The 14043-nt window shown below is 52.9% G+C and carries 28 protein-coding genes; all 28 read left to right on the top strand.

Features of this window, described 5'->3' with window-relative positions; all coding sequences use genetic code 11:
* Nucleotides 1-294 precede the first annotated feature (294 nt).
* The 28 genes from rpsJ (at nt 295) to rplQ (ending at nt 13918) form a co-directional block, all read left to right on the top strand.
* Nucleotides 295-606 carry a 30S ribosomal protein S10 gene (gene rpsJ, locus AACT07_RS10400; RefSeq protein WP_005307944.1) on the top strand — a complete coding sequence of 104 codons (312 nt, stop codon included), beginning with the start codon at nt 295-297 and terminating at the stop codon, nt 604-606.
* Between the two features lie 22 nt (nt 607-628).
* A complete protein-coding gene (gene rplC, locus AACT07_RS10395) occupies nt 629-1261 on the top strand; it encodes a 50S ribosomal protein L3 (RefSeq protein ID WP_005340620.1) in 633 nt (210 codons plus the stop codon).
* A 17-nt stretch (nt 1262-1278) separates the two neighbouring features.
* Nucleotides 1279-1884, top strand: coding sequence for a 50S ribosomal protein L4 (gene rplD, locus AACT07_RS10390; protein ID WP_005340616.1), 606 nt, complete (start codon nt 1279-1281; stop codon nt 1882-1884).
* Nucleotides 1881-2183, top strand: coding sequence for a 50S ribosomal protein L23 (gene rplW / locus AACT07_RS10385; protein WP_005307955.1), 303 nt, complete (start codon nt 1881-1883; stop codon nt 2181-2183). The genes rplD and rplW overlap by 4 nt, the downstream gene beginning before the upstream one ends.
* A gap of 15 nt (nt 2184-2198) precedes the next feature.
* Nucleotides 2199-3020, top strand: a complete 822-nt coding sequence (gene rplB / locus AACT07_RS10380) for a 50S ribosomal protein L2 (RefSeq protein ID WP_005340614.1) — start codon at nt 2199-2201, stop codon at nt 3018-3020.
* Between the two features lie 22 nt (nt 3021-3042).
* Nucleotides 3043-3321 (top strand): 30S ribosomal protein S19, encoded by a 279-nt coding sequence (gene rpsS, locus AACT07_RS10375; protein ID WP_005307960.1) that lies wholly within the window; start codon nt 3043-3045, stop codon nt 3319-3321.
* 10 nt (nt 3322-3331) lie between these two features.
* Nucleotides 3332-3676 carry a 50S ribosomal protein L22 gene (gene rplV, locus AACT07_RS10370; RefSeq protein ID WP_005319741.1) on the top strand — a complete coding sequence of 115 codons (345 nt, stop codon included), beginning with the start codon at nt 3332-3334 and terminating at the stop codon, nt 3674-3676.
* A 3-nt stretch (nt 3677-3679) separates the two neighbouring features.
* On the top strand, nt 3680-4393 hold the full coding sequence (gene rpsC, locus AACT07_RS10365; protein WP_005307962.1) for a 30S ribosomal protein S3: 714 nt from the start codon (nt 3680-3682) through the stop codon (nt 4391-4393).
* 13 nt (nt 4394-4406) lie between these two features.
* Entirely contained in the window at nt 4407-4820 is a 414-nt protein-coding gene (gene rplP / locus AACT07_RS10360; RefSeq protein ID WP_005340612.1) for a 50S ribosomal protein L16, read from the top strand.
* Nucleotides 4820-5011: a 50S ribosomal protein L29 gene (gene rpmC, locus AACT07_RS10355; RefSeq protein WP_005307965.1), complete on the top strand. Its 192-nt coding sequence runs from the start codon at nt 4820-4822 to the stop codon at nt 5009-5011. Before rplP ends, rpmC begins: the two co-directional genes overlap by 1 nt.
* Complete coding sequence (rpsQ, locus tag AACT07_RS10350; protein WP_005307966.1) at nt 5011-5259, top strand: 30S ribosomal protein S17; 249 nt, start codon at nt 5011-5013, stop codon at nt 5257-5259. Before rpmC ends, rpsQ begins: the two co-directional genes overlap by 1 nt.
* A 147-nt stretch (nt 5260-5406) precedes the next feature.
* Nucleotides 5407-5775 carry a 50S ribosomal protein L14 gene (gene rplN, locus AACT07_RS10345; RefSeq protein ID WP_005307975.1) on the top strand — a complete coding sequence of 123 codons (369 nt, stop codon included), beginning with the start codon at nt 5407-5409 and terminating at the stop codon, nt 5773-5775.
* An 11-nt stretch (nt 5776-5786) separates the two neighbouring features.
* A complete protein-coding gene (gene rplX / locus AACT07_RS10340; protein WP_005307977.1) occupies nt 5787-6104 on the top strand; it encodes a 50S ribosomal protein L24 in 318 nt (105 codons plus the stop codon).
* 13 nt (nt 6105-6117) lie between these two features.
* Entirely contained in the window at nt 6118-6657 is a 540-nt protein-coding gene (rplE, locus tag AACT07_RS10335) for a 50S ribosomal protein L5 (RefSeq protein ID WP_005331162.1), read from the top strand.
* Between the two features lie 10 nt (nt 6658-6667).
* The gene (gene rpsN, locus AACT07_RS10330; RefSeq protein ID WP_005340609.1) at nt 6668-6973 is read left to right on the top strand and encodes a 30S ribosomal protein S14; all 306 of its coding nucleotides are present in this window, start codon (nt 6668-6670) and stop codon (nt 6971-6973) included.
* A gap of 21 nt (nt 6974-6994) precedes the next feature.
* The gene (rpsH, locus tag AACT07_RS10325; protein ID WP_005307980.1) at nt 6995-7387 is read left to right on the top strand and encodes a 30S ribosomal protein S8; all 393 of its coding nucleotides are present in this window, start codon (nt 6995-6997) and stop codon (nt 7385-7387) included.
* Nucleotides 7388-7400: 13 nt separating this feature from the next.
* Complete coding sequence (gene rplF / locus AACT07_RS10320) at nt 7401-7934, top strand: 50S ribosomal protein L6 (RefSeq protein WP_005340607.1); 534 nt, start codon at nt 7401-7403, stop codon at nt 7932-7934.
* 9 nt (nt 7935-7943) lie between these two features.
* On the top strand, nt 7944-8297 hold the full coding sequence (gene rplR, locus AACT07_RS10315) for a 50S ribosomal protein L18 (protein WP_005340606.1): 354 nt from the start codon (nt 7944-7946) through the stop codon (nt 8295-8297).
* 14 nt (nt 8298-8311) lie between these two features.
* Nucleotides 8312-8812, top strand: a complete 501-nt coding sequence (gene rpsE, locus AACT07_RS10310) for a 30S ribosomal protein S5 (protein WP_005340605.1) — start codon at nt 8312-8314, stop codon at nt 8810-8812.
* 6 nt (nt 8813-8818) lie between these two features.
* Complete coding sequence (gene rpmD / locus AACT07_RS10305) at nt 8819-8998, top strand: 50S ribosomal protein L30 (RefSeq protein ID WP_005307985.1); 180 nt, start codon at nt 8819-8821, stop codon at nt 8996-8998.
* Nucleotides 8999-9000: 2 nt separating this feature from the next.
* Nucleotides 9001-9438, top strand: a complete 438-nt coding sequence (gene rplO, locus AACT07_RS10300) for a 50S ribosomal protein L15 (protein WP_005340604.1) — start codon at nt 9001-9003, stop codon at nt 9436-9438.
* A gap of 8 nt (nt 9439-9446) precedes the next feature.
* On the top strand, nt 9447-10775 hold the full coding sequence (gene secY / locus AACT07_RS10295) for a preprotein translocase subunit SecY (protein WP_005340602.1): 1329 nt from the start codon (nt 9447-9449) through the stop codon (nt 10773-10775).
* Between the two features lie 27 nt (nt 10776-10802).
* Nucleotides 10803-10916 (top strand): 50S ribosomal protein L36, encoded by a 114-nt coding sequence (gene rpmJ, locus AACT07_RS10290; RefSeq protein WP_005319705.1) that lies wholly within the window; start codon nt 10803-10805, stop codon nt 10914-10916.
* A gap of 139 nt (nt 10917-11055) precedes the next feature.
* Nucleotides 11056-11412, top strand: a complete 357-nt coding sequence (gene rpsM / locus AACT07_RS10285; protein ID WP_005307991.1) for a 30S ribosomal protein S13 — start codon at nt 11056-11058, stop codon at nt 11410-11412.
* Between the two features lie 14 nt (nt 11413-11426).
* Nucleotides 11427-11816, top strand: coding sequence for a 30S ribosomal protein S11 (rpsK, locus tag AACT07_RS10280; protein WP_005307993.1), 390 nt, complete (start codon nt 11427-11429; stop codon nt 11814-11816).
* Between the two features lie 39 nt (nt 11817-11855).
* Nucleotides 11856-12476, top strand: a complete 621-nt coding sequence (rpsD, locus tag AACT07_RS10275; RefSeq protein ID WP_005340600.1) for a 30S ribosomal protein S4 — start codon at nt 11856-11858, stop codon at nt 12474-12476.
* A gap of 25 nt (nt 12477-12501) precedes the next feature.
* Entirely contained in the window at nt 12502-13491 is a 990-nt protein-coding gene (locus AACT07_RS10270; RefSeq protein WP_005307997.1) for a DNA-directed RNA polymerase subunit alpha, read from the top strand.
* 43 nt (nt 13492-13534) lie between these two features.
* Nucleotides 13535-13918 (top strand): 50S ribosomal protein L17, encoded by a 384-nt coding sequence (rplQ, locus tag AACT07_RS10265; protein ID WP_005307999.1) that lies wholly within the window; start codon nt 13535-13537, stop codon nt 13916-13918.
* Nucleotides 13919-14043 lie beyond the last annotated feature (125 nt).

Raw genomic sequence — 14043 nt, 5'->3', positions numbered from 1 at the left:
TTACCTGGGTGTTGGCAGCAGAGTGCGTTGCCGCAGGCGAGATCCATCTGTCACATAAAACTGCGCATAATCTGTTCGTTCTCCCTTGCGCAAATTTGAAAAATCCGTATAATCCCCTCCGCTTACCCATGAGGTAAGCCAGACGATATGTCTGCTGCTGAGTTTCCTGTTTACAGGAGCCAGCCATACAGTCCTCCCGATATGGGGGGAAACGTGAAAAATCACACCTCTGGCGGGAGAAATCTCGGTCGGGCGGTGTTGATTTATGTTCTTTTATCTATTGGAGCTCTGTCAATGCAGAACCAAAGAATCCGTATCCGCCTGAAGGCTTTTGATCATCGCCTGATTGATCAATCCACTGCGGAAATCGTTGAAACTGCTAAGCGCACTGGCGCGCAGGTTCGCGGTCCTATTCCGCTGCCGACTCGCAAAGAGCGCTTCACCGTCCTGATCTCCCCGCACGTCAACAAAGATGCGCGTGATCAGTACGAGATCCGCACTCACAAGCGTCTGGTAGACATCGTTGAGCCGACTGACAAGACCGTAGACGCCCTGATGCGTCTGGATCTGGCAGCTGGTGTAGACGTCCAGATCAGCCTGGGTTAATTACGGAAAGAGGTTGATAACAATGACAATCGGTCTTGTAGGTCGCAAAGTGGGTATGACTCGCATCTTCACTGAAGATGGCGTTTCTATCCCGGTGACTGTTATCGAAGTTGAAGCTAACCGTGTAACTCAGGTCAAATCTGTAGAAACCGACGGCTACAACGCTATTCAGGTTACCACTGGCGCCAAGAAAGCCAGCCGTGTGACCAAGCCGGAAGCTGGCCACTTCGCCAAAGCTGGTGTAGAAGCCGGTCGCGGTCTGTGGGAATTCCGCCTGAACAACGGTGAAACTTTCACTGTTGGTAGCGAGCTGAAAGTAGATCTTCTCGCTGACGTTAAGCTGGTAGACGTTACCGGCACATCCAAAGGTAAGGGCTTTGCTGGTACTGTTAAGCGCCACAACTTCCGCACCCAGGATATGACCCACGGTAACTCCTTGTCTCACCGCGTTCCGGGTTCTATCGGTCAGAACCAGACTCCGGGTCGTGTATTCAAGGGCAAAAAGATGGCTGGTCACATGGGTGCTGAGCGTGTAACGACTCAGAACCTGGAACTGGTTCGTGTTGACGCTGAACGCAACCTGCTGCTCATCAAAGGTGCAGTACCGGGTGCAACCAACGGCAACGTGATCGTCAAACCTGCCGTCAAAGCGTAACGTCTGAGGAGATAGTAATGGAATTGGTAATGAAAGACGCCAAGAGCGCTCTTGAAGTTTCCGAGACTACCTTCGGGCGCGAATTCAACGAAGCTCTGGTTCACCAGGTCGTCGTTGCATATGCCGCTGGTGCCCGTCAGGGTACTCGTGCGCAGCTGACTCGCTCTGAAGTGTCTGGTGGCGGCAAAAAGCCGTGGCGTCAGAAGGGTACTGGTCGTGCCCGTGCTGGCTCCATCCGTTCGCCCATCTGGCGTTCCGGTGGTGTGACTTTTGCTGCTAAGCCGCAAGATCACAGCCAGAAAGTAAACAAGAAGATGTACCGCGGCGCTATCCGTAGCATTCTGTCCGAGCTGGTACGTCAAGAGCGCCTGATCGTTGTTGAGAAGTTCGGCATCGAAGCTCCGAAGACCAAAGAACTGATCGCCAAGCTGAAAGAAATGGAACTGACTGACGTTCTGATCGTGACTGCTGAAGTCGATGAGAACCTGTTCCTGGCTGCTCGCAACCTGTACAAAGTTGACGTGCGTGACGTTGCCGGTATCGACCCGGTCAGCCTGATCGCTTTCGACAAGGTTCTGATGACTGCTGACGCAGTTAAGCAAATCGAGGAGATGCTGGCATGATCCGTGAAGAGCGTCTGCTGAAAGTTCTGAAGGCTCCGCACATCTCTGAAAAGAGCACCATGGTTGCAGAAAAGCAGAACACTATCGTGTTCAAAGTTGCTGTTGATGCTACCAAGGCGGAAGTCAAAGCTGCAGTTGCGAAACTGTTCGAGGTCGAAGTTGAGACCGTCCGTACCCTGAACATGAAGGGTAAGACCAAGCGCGCAGGTGCACGCGTAGGCCGTCGTTCCGATTGGAAAAAGGCTTATGTGACCCTGAAAGCTGGTCAGGACATCGACTTCATGGGCGCAGCCGAGTAAGAGGAGTTCTCAAAAATGGCAATCGTTAAGTGCAAGCCTACTTCTCCGGGCCGCCGCCACGTCGTCAAGATCGTCAATCAAGAGCTGTACAAGGGCAAGCCCTTCGCCGCTCTGCTGGACAGCAAAAGCAAGTCCGGTGGTCGTAACAACAACGGCCGTATCACTACCCGTCATATCGGTGGTGGTCACAAGCAGCACTACCGTATCGTCGACTTCAAGCGCGACAAAGACGGTATCCCGGCTAAAGTAGAGCGCCTGGAATACGATCCGAACCGTACCGCTAACATCGCTCTGGTGTTGTATGCAGACGGTGAGCGTCGTTACATCCTGGCTCCAAAAGGCCTGAAAGCTGGTGACGCGATCGCTTCTGGTGCTGATGCAGCCATCAAGGTAGGTAACGCCCTGCCGATGCGCAACATCCCGGTTGGTTCTACCGTTCACGCTGTAGAGATGAAGCCTGGTAAAGGTGCCCAGCTGGCTCGTTCCGCTGGTACTTTCATCCAGATCCTGGCTCGTGAAGGTAACTATGTAACTCTGCGTCTGCGTTCCGGCGAAGTACGTAAAGTTCTGGCCGAGTGCCGCGCTACCATCGGTGAAGTCGGTAACTCCGAGCACATGTTGCGTCAACTGGGTAAAGCCGGTGCAAACCGCTGGCGTGGTATTCGTCCGACCGTTCGCGGTATGGCGATGAACCCGGTTGACCACCCGCACGGTGGTGGTGAGGGTCGTAACAAGGGCATGCAGCCTGTGTCCCCATGGGGCCAGAAGGCTAAAGGCTTCAAGACCCGTAAGAACAAGCGTACCGACAAGTACATCGTACGTCGTCGTAACAAGTAATTGTTAACATAGAGGAATCACCATGCCACGTTCTCTCAAGAAGGGTCCATTTATTGACCTGCACTTGCTGAAGAAGGTAGAGAAAGCGGTGGAAAGCGGGGATAAAAAGCCGGTTAAAACCTGGTCCCGTCGTTCAATGATCATCCCGAACATGATCGGTTTGACCATCGCTGTCCATAATGGTCGTCAGCACGTTCCGGTTTTCGTTACCGAAGAAATGATCGGTCACAAACTGGGTGAATTCGCACCGACTCGTACTTATCGCGGCCATGCTGCTGATAAGAAGGCTAAGAAGCGCTAAGGGATAAATGATGGAAGCTATCGCTAAACACCGTTATGCCCGTACTTCTGCCCAGAAAGCTCGTCTGGTAGCCGATCAAGTACGTGGTCTGTCCGTAGACAAGGCTCTGAATATCCTGACCTTCAGCCCGAAAAAGGCTGCAGTGCTGGTTAAGAAAGTGCTGGAATCTGCCATTGCAAACGCTGAGCACAACGAAGGCGCCGATATCGACGCGCTGCGTGTTGCTACTATCATGGTCGACGAAGGTCCCTCCATGAAGCGCATCCGTCCGCGTGCCAAAGGTCGTGCGGATCGTATCCTCAAGCGTACCGCTCACATCACTGTAGTGGTATCCGACGCTAAGGCTGGGAGATAAGCAATGGGTCAGAAAGTACATCCTAATGGCATTCGCCTGGGTATTACCAAGCCTTGGAATTCTACCTGGTTCGCGAACACCAAAGACTTCGCTGACAACCTGTACAGCGATTTTCAAGTACGCCAGTTCCTGACCAAGGAACTGAAAAACGCGTCCTTGTCCAAGATCACCATTGAACGTCCGGCCAAGAGCATCCGTGTGACCATTCACACCGCTCGTCCGGGTGTTGTAATCGGTAAGAAAGGCGAAGACGTTGAGAAGCTGCGCAAAGCTGTAGCCACTATTGCTGGCGTGCCTGCTCAGATCAACATTTCCGAAGTCCGCAAGCCGGAGCTGGATGGCAAACTCGTTGCCGACAGCATCACTTCCCAGCTGGAGCGTCGTGTAATGTTCCGTCGTGCTATGAAGCGCGCCGTACAGAACGCAATGCGCCTGGGTGCCAAGGGCATCAAAGTGGAAGTTTCCGGTCGTCTGGGCGGCGCTGAAATCGCGCGTACCGAATGGTACCGTGAAGGTCGTGTGCCGTTGCACACCCTGCGTGCCGACATCGACTACGCAACTTCTGAAGCCCACACCACTTACGGTGTGATCGGCGTTAAAGTTTGGATCTTCAAGGGCGAAGTTCTGGGCGGTCTGGCTGCTGTTAACGCTGCCGCTGCTCAAGAGCAAGCTCCTGCAAAGCCCAAGCGTGACAACAAGCGCCGCGCTGCTAAGTAAGGAGATTCGGTAAATGTTGCAACCTAAGCGTACTAAATTCCGCAAGACCCACAAGGGTCGTAACCGCGGTCTGGCCACCTCTGGTAACGAAGTATCCTTCGGTACCTTTGGCCTGAAGGCGACATCCCGTGGTCAACTGACTGCTCGTCAAATCGAAGCAGCCCGTCGTGCCATGACCCGTCACGTTAAGCGTCAAGGTAAGATCTGGATCCGTGTGTTCCCGGACAAGCCCATCACCGAAAAGCCCCTCGAAGTTCGTATGGGTAAAGGTAAGGGTAACGTGGAATACTGGGTTTGCCCGATCCAGCCTGGCAAGGTTCTGTACGAGATGGACGGTGTACCTGAGGCTCTGGCGCGTGAAGCGTTTGCCCTGGCCGCAGCTAAGCTGTCTGTTCAGACCACTTTCGTAATTAAGACGGTGATGTGATGAAAGCCCAAGATCTGCGTCAAAAGAGCGTCGAAGAACTGAACCAGGAGCTGCTGGGCCTGCTGCGTGAGCAATTCAACATGCGCATGCAAGCGTCCACCGGCCAGCTGGCTCAGACTCACACTCTGAAACAAGTGCGTCGTGACGTCGCACGTATCAAGACTGTACTGACTGAGAAGGCAGGTGCGTAATGACTGACAAGATCCGTACTCTGCAAGGTCGTGTAATCAGCGACAAGATGGACAAGTCCATCACTGTTGCTATCGAGCGCAAGGTAAAGCACCCGATCTACGGTAAGATCATCAAGCGCACTACCAAGCTGCACGTACATGACGAAAACAACGAGTGCAAAGCTGGCGACCTCGTGGAAATCCGCGAATGCCGCCCGCTGTCCAAGACCAAGTCCTGGACCCTGGTTGCCGTTGTAGAAAAGGCCTAATCGGTACTTTGTAGTCCAAGCGGCCCCTTTCAGGGGCCGTTTGTTTTTTAGGCTACCTTTTCTGAAAATCCTGTGTTATAGTTTCGCGCCTTTTGAAGGCAGCCAGATCCCATTAGGGATAAGAAGTAAACAAAGCGGAGCACTAAGATGATCCAGATGCAAAGTATGCTGGGTGTTGCCGACAACTCCGGCGCTCGCAGTGTAATGTGTATTAAGGTTCTGGGTGGCTCGCACCGCCGTTACGCCGGCATCGGCGACATCATCAAGGTTTCCATCAAGGAAGCCATTCCTCGCGGTAAAGTGAAGAAAGGTGATGTGTATAACGCGGTGGTCGTACGCACCCGTAAAGGCGTTCGTCGTCCGGACGGCTCTGTCATCCGTTTCGACAACAATGCGGCTGTGTTGCTTAACAACAACCAACAGCCAATCGGTACTCGTATTTTTGGCCCGGTGACCCGTGAACTGCGTAATGAGAAGTTCATGAAGATTGTGTCCCTGGCACCCGAAGTACTGTAAGGAGTCGAACGATGGCAGCTAAAATCCGTCGCGAAGACGAAGTGATTGTTCTTACCGGCAAAGACAAGGGCAAGCGTGGCAAAGTCACTCAAGTCCTGATTGCAAAAGGTAAGGTAATCGTGGAAGGCATCAACCAGGTGAAGAAACACCAGAAGCCGGTACCCGCACTGGGTCAGGCTGGCGGTATCGTCACCAAAGAAGCCCCCATCGATGTATCAAACGTAGCGCTGTTCAACTCTGCCACTGGCAAAGCTGACCGCGTTGGTTTCCGGATTGAAGACGGCAAAAAAGTCCGTTTCTTCAAATCCACCGGCGAACTTGTGAAGTAATTGGAGTTTAACGATGGCGAAACTGCATGATTACTACAAATCCGATGTAGTAAATGAACTGTCCAAGCAGTTCGGTTACAAGACTATCATGCAAGTCCCTCGGATCGAGAAAATCACCCTGAACATGGGTGTTGGTGAAGCGATCTCTGACAAGAAATTGCTGGAAAATGCTGCTGCCGATATGGCTGCCATTTCCGGTCAGAAGCCGCTGATCACCAAAGCTCGCAAATCTGTTGCGGGCTTCAAGATTCGTGAAGGCTACCCGATAGGTTGTAAAGTAACCCTGCGTGGCGAGCGTATGTGGGAGTTCCTGGAACGGCTGATCTGCATCTCCGTACCGCGTATCCGTGACTTCCGTGGCCTGAACGCTAAAGCGTTCGACGGTCGTGGTAACTACTCCATGGGCGTGCGTGAGCAGATCATCTTCCCGGAAATCGACTATGACAAAGTCGATCGCGTCCGTGGTCTGGATATCACCATCACCACTTCCGCGAATACCGATGAAGAAGGCCGTGCTCTGCTGGCTGCCTTTAACTTCCCATTCCGCAAGTAAGGTTAGGGTTATGGCTAAAACATCCATGAAAGCGCGCGAAGCAAAGCGTGCCAAGCTGGTAGCCAAGTACGCGACCAAGCGTGCCGAGCTGAAAGCTATCATCGTTGACATGAACGCTTCTGAAGAAGCGCGTTGGGATGCTGTACTGCAACTGCAACAGCTGCCCCGTGATTCCAGTCCGTCCCGCCAGCGTAACCGTTGCAATATTACTGGTCGTCCGCACGGTTTCCTGCGCAAGTTTGGCCTGTCTCGCATCAAGGTGCGTGAGCATGCCATGAAGGGCGAAATTCCGGGCCTGAAGAAGGCTTCTTGGTAACGAATCTCGGGAGTTAGACTTATGAGCATGCAAGATCCGATCGCGGATATGCTGACCCGCATCCGTAACGGTCAGGCGGCGAGCAAAGTTGCGGTTTCCATGCCTTCTTCCAAGCTGAAAGTGGCTATTGCCAAAGTGCTGAAAGAAGAAGGTTACATCGCTGGCTACTCCGTAGCTGGTGACGTGAAGCCGGAACTGGAAATTGAACTGAAATATTTCCAGGGTAAGCCAGTTGTAGAACTGATCCAACGCGTAAGCCGTCCAGGCCTGCGTATTTACAAGCGCACTACTGATCTGCCGAAAGTTATGGGCGGTCTCGGTGTTGCTATCGTGTCCACGTCTAAAGGTGTGATGACTGACCGTGCTGCTCGCAAAGCAAGCATGGGCGGTGAGATCATCTGCTACGTCGCTTAATAGGAGGTAGGAAATGTCTCGTGTTGCTAAGGCACCCGTCACTATTCCTGCTGGCGTAGAGGTGACTCTGAACGGCCAGGAACTGACCATCAAAGGTGGTAAAGGTTCTCTGGTTCGCTCTATTCACGCCGGTGTAGAAGTGACCAAAGAAGACAATGTACTGAAGTTCGCCCCGCGCGGCAGCATCGCTGGTGCTGACGCTCAGGCCGGTACTGCCCGTGCATTGGTCAACAACATGGTAATCGGTGTTACCCAAGGCTTCGAGCGCAAGCTGCAGCTGGTTGGTGTAGGTTATAAAGCCTCCATCAAGGGCAATGCTGTTGCGCTGGCTCTGGGCTTCTCTCACCCGGTAGAGCATGCGCTGCCGGCTGGTGTGACCGCTGAGTGCCCGACTGCCACAGAAATCGTTCTGCGTGGCGTCGACAAGCAGCTGGTTGGCCAAGTCGCCGCCGATATCCGTGCTTACCGCGCTCCGGAGCCCTACAAGGGCAAGGGTGTACGCTATGCCAACGAGCAAGTGCGTACTAAAGAAGCTAAGAAGAAGTAAGGTAACACTATGGACAAGAAAGCAGCTCGTCTCCGTCGTGCTACTCGTGCTCGGAAAAAGATGCAGGAACTGGGAGCTACCCGTCTGGTTGTTCACCGTACCCCGCGTCATATCTATGCGCAGGTTATTGCAGCCAACGGTTCCGAAGTTCTGGCCTCTGCTTCCACAGTAGAGAAAGCCATCAGTGAAGCTCTGAAATACACCGGTAACGCAGATGCTGCTACCGCTGTAGGTAAAGCTATCGCTGAGCGTGCTATTGCCAAAGGCGTTCAGAACGTATCTTTCGATCGTTCCGGTTTCAAGTATCACGGTCGCATCGCTGCCCTGGCAGCTGCTGCACGTGACGCTGGTCTTCAGTTCTAAGCTAGGAGTCGAAGATGGCTAAAGTCGAATCTCAAGCCGGCGAACTGCAAGAAAAGCTCATTGCAGTAAACCGTGTTTCGAAAACTGTTAAAGGTGGTCGTATCATGTCCTTCACCGCGTTGACCGTGGTGGGTGATGGTAACGGCCGTGTAGGTTACGGTTACGGTAAAGCCCGTGAAGTTCCGGCTGCTATTCAAAAAGCAATGGAACAGGCTAAGCGTAACCTGAACAAGGTTGAGCTGAACAACGGCACTCTGCACCACCCGGTGCGTGGTGTTCACTCTGGCTCCACCGTGTTCATGAAGCCGGCCTCCCAAGGTACTGGTATCATTGCAGGCGGCGCTATGCGTGCTGTTCTGGAAGTTGCCGGTATCCACAACGTGCTGGCCAAGACCTACGGTTCCACCAACCCAATCAACGTTGTTCGCGCTACTGTAGACGCTCTGGTTCACGGTCAATCACCGGAACAGATCGCTGCCAAGCGTGGTCTGCGCGTTGAAGAAATTCTGGGGTAATGCGACATGGCTAACACTGTAAAAGTAACTCAAACTCGCAGCTCTATCGGCCGTCTGCCAAAGCACAAGGCGACTCTGCGTGGTCTGGGTCTGCGTCGCATTGGTCACACCGTTGAGCTGGAAGATACTCCTTGCGTACGCGGCATGATCAACCAGGTTTATTACATGGTTAAGGTGGAGGGCTAAGCATGCGTCTGAACACTCTGTCTCCGGCCGCTGGTTCCAAGCCTGAAAAACAACGTCGTGGTCGTGGTATCGGCTCCGGCCTGGGCAAGACTGGTGGTCGTGGTGTTAAAGGCCAAACCTCTCGTTCCGGTGGCGGCAAAGTTCGCAACGGTTTCGAAGGCGGCCAGATGCCTTTGAAAATCCGTCTGCCGAAGTTCGGTTTCTTCTCTCGCAAATCTTTGGTTTCTGCCGAAGTGCGTCTGAACGAAATCGCCCTGGTAGAAGGTGATGTGGTCGACCTGAGCACTCTGAAGCAAGCCGGTGTTGTTACTAAGAACATCGTGTTCGCTAAAGTTGTTCTGTCAGGCAACATTGACCGTGCTGTGACCGTTCGTGGTCTGTCCGTCACCAAAGGTGCACGCGCAGCCATCGAGGCCGCTGGCGGTAAAATCGAGGAATAATCAGTACAATGGCTAAGAAACCAGGATTGGATGTTAAAGCACAGGGTGGTCTGAGTGAACTGAAGAGCCGTCTGCTCTTCGTTCTCGGGGCGATTATCGTTTTCCGTGCAGGCTCTTATGTGCCGATTCCTGGTATTGACGCCGCCGTACTGGCCGAGTTGTTCCAGCAACAGAAGGGCACCATCATTGAGATGTTCAACATGTTCAGTGGTGGTGCACTCTCGCGTGCTTCTATTCTTGCGTTGGGGATCATGCCGTACATTTCGGCGTCGATCATTATCCAGCTGCTGACAGTGGTTCACCCCGCTCTTGCTGAACTCAAGAAAGAAGGTGAATCCGGCCGTCGCAAGATTAGCCAATATACCCGTTGGGGCACGCTGGTTTTGGGAACTTTCCAGGCCATTGGTATTGCAACCGGTCTGCCGAATATGATGCATGGACTCGTGACTAATCCGGGTTTGGGCTTCTATTTCACAGCGGTTGTGAGTCTGGTCACCGGTACCATGTTTTTGATGTGGTTGGGTGAGCAGATTACCGAGCGTGGGATTGGTAATGGTATCTCGTTGATTATTTTCACAGGTATCGTTGCTGGTCTGCCGCATGCCATTGGCGCTACGGCCGAACAGGCACGTCAAGGGGAATTGCACATCCTGCTGTTGTTGTTGCTGGGCTTGATTGTTTTCGCAGTGACTTACTTTGTGGTGTTCGTGGAGCGTGGTCAGCGTCGTATCGTCGTTAACTATGCCAAGCGTCAACAAGGCCGCCAGGTATTTGCCGCGCAAAGCACACACCTGCCGTTGAAAGTGAATATGGCTGGTGTGATTCCTGCGATTTTCGCATCCAGTATCATCCTCTTCCCGGGGACCATTACCTCTTGGTTTGGTCAGGGTGAGGGTAAAGTAGCTGATATCCTGCAACAGGTCTCTATGGTCCTGCAGCCGGGTCAACCGCTTTACGAGATGCTGTATGCAGCAGCCATTATCTTCTTCTGCTTCTTCTATACCGCGCTGGTGTTCAACCCCCGCGAGACAGCAGATAATCTGAAGAAGAGTGGAGCCTTTATCCCGGGGATCCGCCCGGGCGAGCAGACAGCACGTTACATCGATAAGGTTATGACTCGCCTGACATTGGCAGGTGCGCTCTATATAACCTTTATCTGTCTGGTACCCCAGTTCTTGATGACTGCCTGGAACGTACAGTTCTACTTCGGTGGCACTTCGCTGCTGATTATCGTGGTAGTTATCATGGACTTCATGGCTCAGGTACAAACCCATATGATGTCTCATCAATATGGCGACGTCCTGAGGAAGGCCAACCTGAAGGGCTACGGCCGCTAAAGGTCGGCGTAGTTACGGAGTTAAGCAATGAAAGTTCGTGCTTCCGTTAAGGCAATCTGCCGTAACTGCAAAATCATCAAGCGTCACGGTGTGGTGCGTGTGATTTGCAGCGAGCCAAAGCATAAACAGCGCCAAGGCTAATTTTTTACGGTTAGTACTTGCAACAAATAGTTGTGCTGGCTAATATAGCCAGCCAACTTTTGTTGTGTATTGGTTGACCGCCACGTATCCGCTCACGGGCTTTGTGGTGGTCGTAATCTACTATATGTAGGAGTGAATAGTGGCCCGTATCGCTGGCATTAACATTCCTGACCATAAGCATGCAGTCATCGCTTTGACTGCTATTTATGGCGTCGGTCGTACCCGCTCCAAGGCCATCTGTGCCGCAGCCGGTATCGCTGAGAATGTGAAAATTAAAGACCTGGACGAAGCTCAGATCGAGAGTCTGCGTGAACAAGTAGGTAAATTCACCGTTGAAGGTGACCTGCGTCGTCAGATTTCCATGAACATCAAGCGATTGATGGATCTGGGTTGCTACCGTGGTTTGCGTCACCGTCGTAGCCTGCCTGTTCGTGGTCAACGTACCAAGACCAACGCTCGTACCCGTAAGGGTCCGCGCAAGGCTATCAAGAAGTAACGGGAAGGTAGAAAATGGCTAAAACTCCGACTCGTGCTCGCAAGCGCGTTAAAAAGCAAGTGAGCGACGGTATTGCGCACGTTCATGCATCTTTCAACAACACAATCGTGACCATTACTGACCGTCAGGGCAATGCTCTGTCTTGGGCTACTTCTGGTGGTTCCGGTTTCCGTGGTTCTCGTAAGTCCACCCCGTTCGCTGCTCAGGTAGCTGCCGAGCGAGCTGGTGAGATGGCCAAAGAATATGGCGTCAAGAACCTGGAAGTCATGGTCAAAGGTCCGGGTCCCGGTCGTGAGTCTTCCATCCGCGCCCTGAACGCGGCTGGTTTCCGCATCACTAACATTACTGATGTGACTCCGATCCCGCACAACGGTTGTCGTCCTCCCAAGAAGCGCCGCGTATAACGCTGTAGCTACTTGGTCTAGGATTGTTGGAGAAAGAAGATGGCAAGATATATCGGTCCTAAGCTTAAGCTTAGCCGTCGTGAGGGCACCGACCTCTTCCTGAAGTCAGGTGTTCGTGCGATTGATTCTAAGTGCAAGATTGACACCGCCCCTGGTCAGCACGGTGCGCGTAAAGCGCGTCTGTCCGACTACGGTGTTCAGCTGCGCGAGAAACAAAAAGTTCGTCGTATCTACGGCGTATTGGAAAAACAGTTCCGCAACTACTACCGCGACGCTGCCCGTCAAAAGGGTAACACCGGTGAAAACCTGTTGCAGCTGCTGGAAGGTCGTTTGGACAACGTTGTTTACCGTATGGGCTTCGGCGCTACCCGTGCTGAATCTCGTCAGCTGGTGAGCCACAAGGCCATCATGGTAAACGGTCGCGTTGTGAACATTCCTTCTTTCCAGGTTTCCCCTGAGGACGTGATCTGCGTTCGTGAGAAGGCTAAGAAGCAAGCGCGTATCAAAGCTTCCCTGGAAGTTGCTGGTCAGCGTGAGAAGCCGACTTGGGTAGAGGTTGACGCCGCTAAAATGGAAGGTGCTTTCAAGCGTCTGCCAGAGCGTTCCGACCTGTCTGCCGACATTAACGAACAGCTGATCGTCGAGCTTTACTCCAAGTAAAGCTAGCTTCTAAAGAGAGGACACAATGCTGGGTTCTGTAACAGATTTTCTTAAACCGCGGCTAGTTGACATCGAGCAAGTTAGCCCGACTCATGCGAAAGTGACTCTTGAGCCACTCGAGCGTGGCTTTGGTCACACGCTGGGCAACGCCCTGCGTCGTATTTTGCTGTCATCTATGCCCGGTTGTGCAGTTACTGAAGTCGAAATTGACGGGGTACTGCATGAGTACAGCAGCAAAGAAGGTGTACAGGAAGACATTCTTGAAATCCTGCTCAACCTGAAAGGTATCGCTGTGAAGCTGGAAGGCAAGGACGAGGTAACTCTGTCCCTGACCAAGTCTGGAACAGGCCCCGTTACCGCTGGTGATATCACTCACGGTGATGAAGTCGAGATCGTAAACCCGGAGCACGTAATCTGCCACCTGACTGGTGCCAATGCTGAAATCAGCATGCGCCTGAAAGTTCAGCGTGGTCGTGGTTATGTGCCTGCTTCTGCTCGTGTTCACAACGATGACGAAGAGCGCCCGATTGGTCGCCTGCTGCTGGACTCTGCGTTCAGCCCCATCGTTCGTATTGCCTACAATGTTGAGGCAGCACGTGTGGAACAGCGTACCGACTTGGACAAGCTGGTCATCGACATGGAGACCAATGGTACCCTGGATCCTGAAGAAGCCATCCGTCGTTCTGCCACTATTCTGGCCGAGCAACTGGAAGCCTTCGTGGATCTGCGCGATGTCAGCGTGCCCGAGAAGAAAGAAGAGAAACCCGAGTTTGATCCGATTCTGCTACGTCCTGTCGATGATTTGGAGCTGACAGTTCGTTCTGCGAACTGTCTGAAGGCAGAAGCTATCCACTATATTGGTGATCTGGTACAGCGTACCGAAGTTGAGTTGCTTAAGACTCCTAACCTCGGTAAGAAGTCCCTGACTGAGATCAAGGACGTGTTGGCCTCCCGTGGTCTGTCTCTTGGCATGCGCCTTGAGAACTGGCCGCCCGCCAGCATCGCTGACGAGTAATCCAGATTACGGGTTTCACAGATTTAGTTAGAAGGATAAGGTCATGCGCCATCGTTTGAGTGGTCGTCAACTGAACCGGAACAGCAGCCATCGTCAGGCAATGTTCCGCAACATGGCCAGCTCCCTGGTTCGTCATGAGATCATCAAGACGACTCTGCCTAAGGCAAAAGAGCTGCGTCGTGTAGTTGAACCGCTGATCACCCTTGCCAAGACTGATAGCGTTGCTAATCGTCGCCTGGCATTTGCCCGTACTCGCGATAACGCGATCGTGGCTAAGCTGTTCAATGAACTGGGCCCGCGCTACCTGGAGCGCGCCGGCGGTTATACTCGCATTCTGAAATGCGGTTTCCGTGCAGGCGACAACGCCCCTATGGCTTATATTGAGCTGGTAGACCGCCCGGCCGCTGCTGAAGCAGCTGCTGAGTGATAAAGAAAAAGCCGGGCTTGTCCCGGCTTTTCTTTTAATGAATTCTGATACTGCCTCAACTGCCTCAACTGCCTCAACTGCCTCAACTGCCTCAACTGCCTCAACTGCCTCAACTGCCTCAACTG

Source organism: Aeromonas sp. ANP5, from assembly GCF_963870295.1.
GTDB classification, from domain to species: Bacteria; Pseudomonadota; Gammaproteobacteria; order Enterobacterales; family Aeromonadaceae; genus Aeromonas; species Aeromonas veronii.
The sequence above is the reverse complement of the archived record's forward strand: the minus strand, read 5'-3'. Positions and strand labels throughout refer to the sequence as shown.

Bases quoted from the DNA above. Each gene is read 5' to 3' on its own strand.
- rpsJ (WP_005307944.1), top strand. From the start codon at position 295: ATGCAGAACCAAAGAATCCGTATCCGCCTGAAGGCTTTTGATCATCGC.
- rplC (WP_005340620.1), top strand. From the start codon at position 629: ATGACAATCGGTCTTGTAGGTCGCAAAGTGGGTATGACTCGCATCTTC.
- rplD (WP_005340616.1), top strand. From the start codon at position 1,279: ATGGAATTGGTAATGAAAGACGCCAAGAGCGCTCTTGAAGTTTCCGAG.
- rplW (WP_005307955.1), top strand. From the start codon at position 1,881: ATGATCCGTGAAGAGCGTCTGCTGAAAGTTCTGAAGGCTCCGCACATC.
- rplB (WP_005340614.1), top strand. From the start codon at position 2,199: ATGGCAATCGTTAAGTGCAAGCCTACTTCTCCGGGCCGCCGCCACGTC.
- rpsS (WP_005307960.1), top strand. From the start codon at position 3,043: ATGCCACGTTCTCTCAAGAAGGGTCCATTTATTGACCTGCACTTGCTG.
- rplV (WP_005319741.1), top strand. From the start codon at position 3,332: ATGGAAGCTATCGCTAAACACCGTTATGCCCGTACTTCTGCCCAGAAA.
- rpsC (WP_005307962.1), top strand. From the start codon at position 3,680: ATGGGTCAGAAAGTACATCCTAATGGCATTCGCCTGGGTATTACCAAG.
- rplP (WP_005340612.1), top strand. From the start codon at position 4,407: ATGTTGCAACCTAAGCGTACTAAATTCCGCAAGACCCACAAGGGTCGT.
- rpmC (WP_005307965.1), top strand. From the start codon at position 4,820: ATGAAAGCCCAAGATCTGCGTCAAAAGAGCGTCGAAGAACTGAACCAG.
- rpsQ (WP_005307966.1), top strand. From the start codon at position 5,011: ATGACTGACAAGATCCGTACTCTGCAAGGTCGTGTAATCAGCGACAAG.
- rplN (WP_005307975.1), top strand. From the start codon at position 5,407: ATGATCCAGATGCAAAGTATGCTGGGTGTTGCCGACAACTCCGGCGCT.
- rplX (WP_005307977.1), top strand. From the start codon at position 5,787: ATGGCAGCTAAAATCCGTCGCGAAGACGAAGTGATTGTTCTTACCGGC.
- rplE (WP_005331162.1), top strand. From the start codon at position 6,118: ATGGCGAAACTGCATGATTACTACAAATCCGATGTAGTAAATGAACTG.
- rpsN (WP_005340609.1), top strand. From the start codon at position 6,668: ATGGCTAAAACATCCATGAAAGCGCGCGAAGCAAAGCGTGCCAAGCTG.
- rpsH (WP_005307980.1), top strand. From the start codon at position 6,995: ATGAGCATGCAAGATCCGATCGCGGATATGCTGACCCGCATCCGTAAC.
- rplF (WP_005340607.1), top strand. From the start codon at position 7,401: ATGTCTCGTGTTGCTAAGGCACCCGTCACTATTCCTGCTGGCGTAGAG.
- rplR (WP_005340606.1), top strand. From the start codon at position 7,944: ATGGACAAGAAAGCAGCTCGTCTCCGTCGTGCTACTCGTGCTCGGAAA.
- rpsE (WP_005340605.1), top strand. From the start codon at position 8,312: ATGGCTAAAGTCGAATCTCAAGCCGGCGAACTGCAAGAAAAGCTCATT.
- rpmD (WP_005307985.1), top strand. From the start codon at position 8,819: ATGGCTAACACTGTAAAAGTAACTCAAACTCGCAGCTCTATCGGCCGT.
- rplO (WP_005340604.1), top strand. From the start codon at position 9,001: ATGCGTCTGAACACTCTGTCTCCGGCCGCTGGTTCCAAGCCTGAAAAA.
- secY (WP_005340602.1), top strand. From the start codon at position 9,447: ATGGCTAAGAAACCAGGATTGGATGTTAAAGCACAGGGTGGTCTGAGT.
- rpmJ (WP_005319705.1), top strand. From the start codon at position 10,803: ATGAAAGTTCGTGCTTCCGTTAAGGCAATCTGCCGTAACTGCAAAATC.
- rpsK (WP_005307993.1), top strand. From the start codon at position 11,427: ATGGCTAAAACTCCGACTCGTGCTCGCAAGCGCGTTAAAAAGCAAGTG.
- rpsD (WP_005340600.1), top strand. From the start codon at position 11,856: ATGGCAAGATATATCGGTCCTAAGCTTAAGCTTAGCCGTCGTGAGGGC.
- AACT07_RS10270 (WP_005307997.1), top strand. From the start codon at position 12,502: ATGCTGGGTTCTGTAACAGATTTTCTTAAACCGCGGCTAGTTGACATC.
- rplQ (WP_005307999.1), top strand. From the start codon at position 13,535: ATGCGCCATCGTTTGAGTGGTCGTCAACTGAACCGGAACAGCAGCCAT.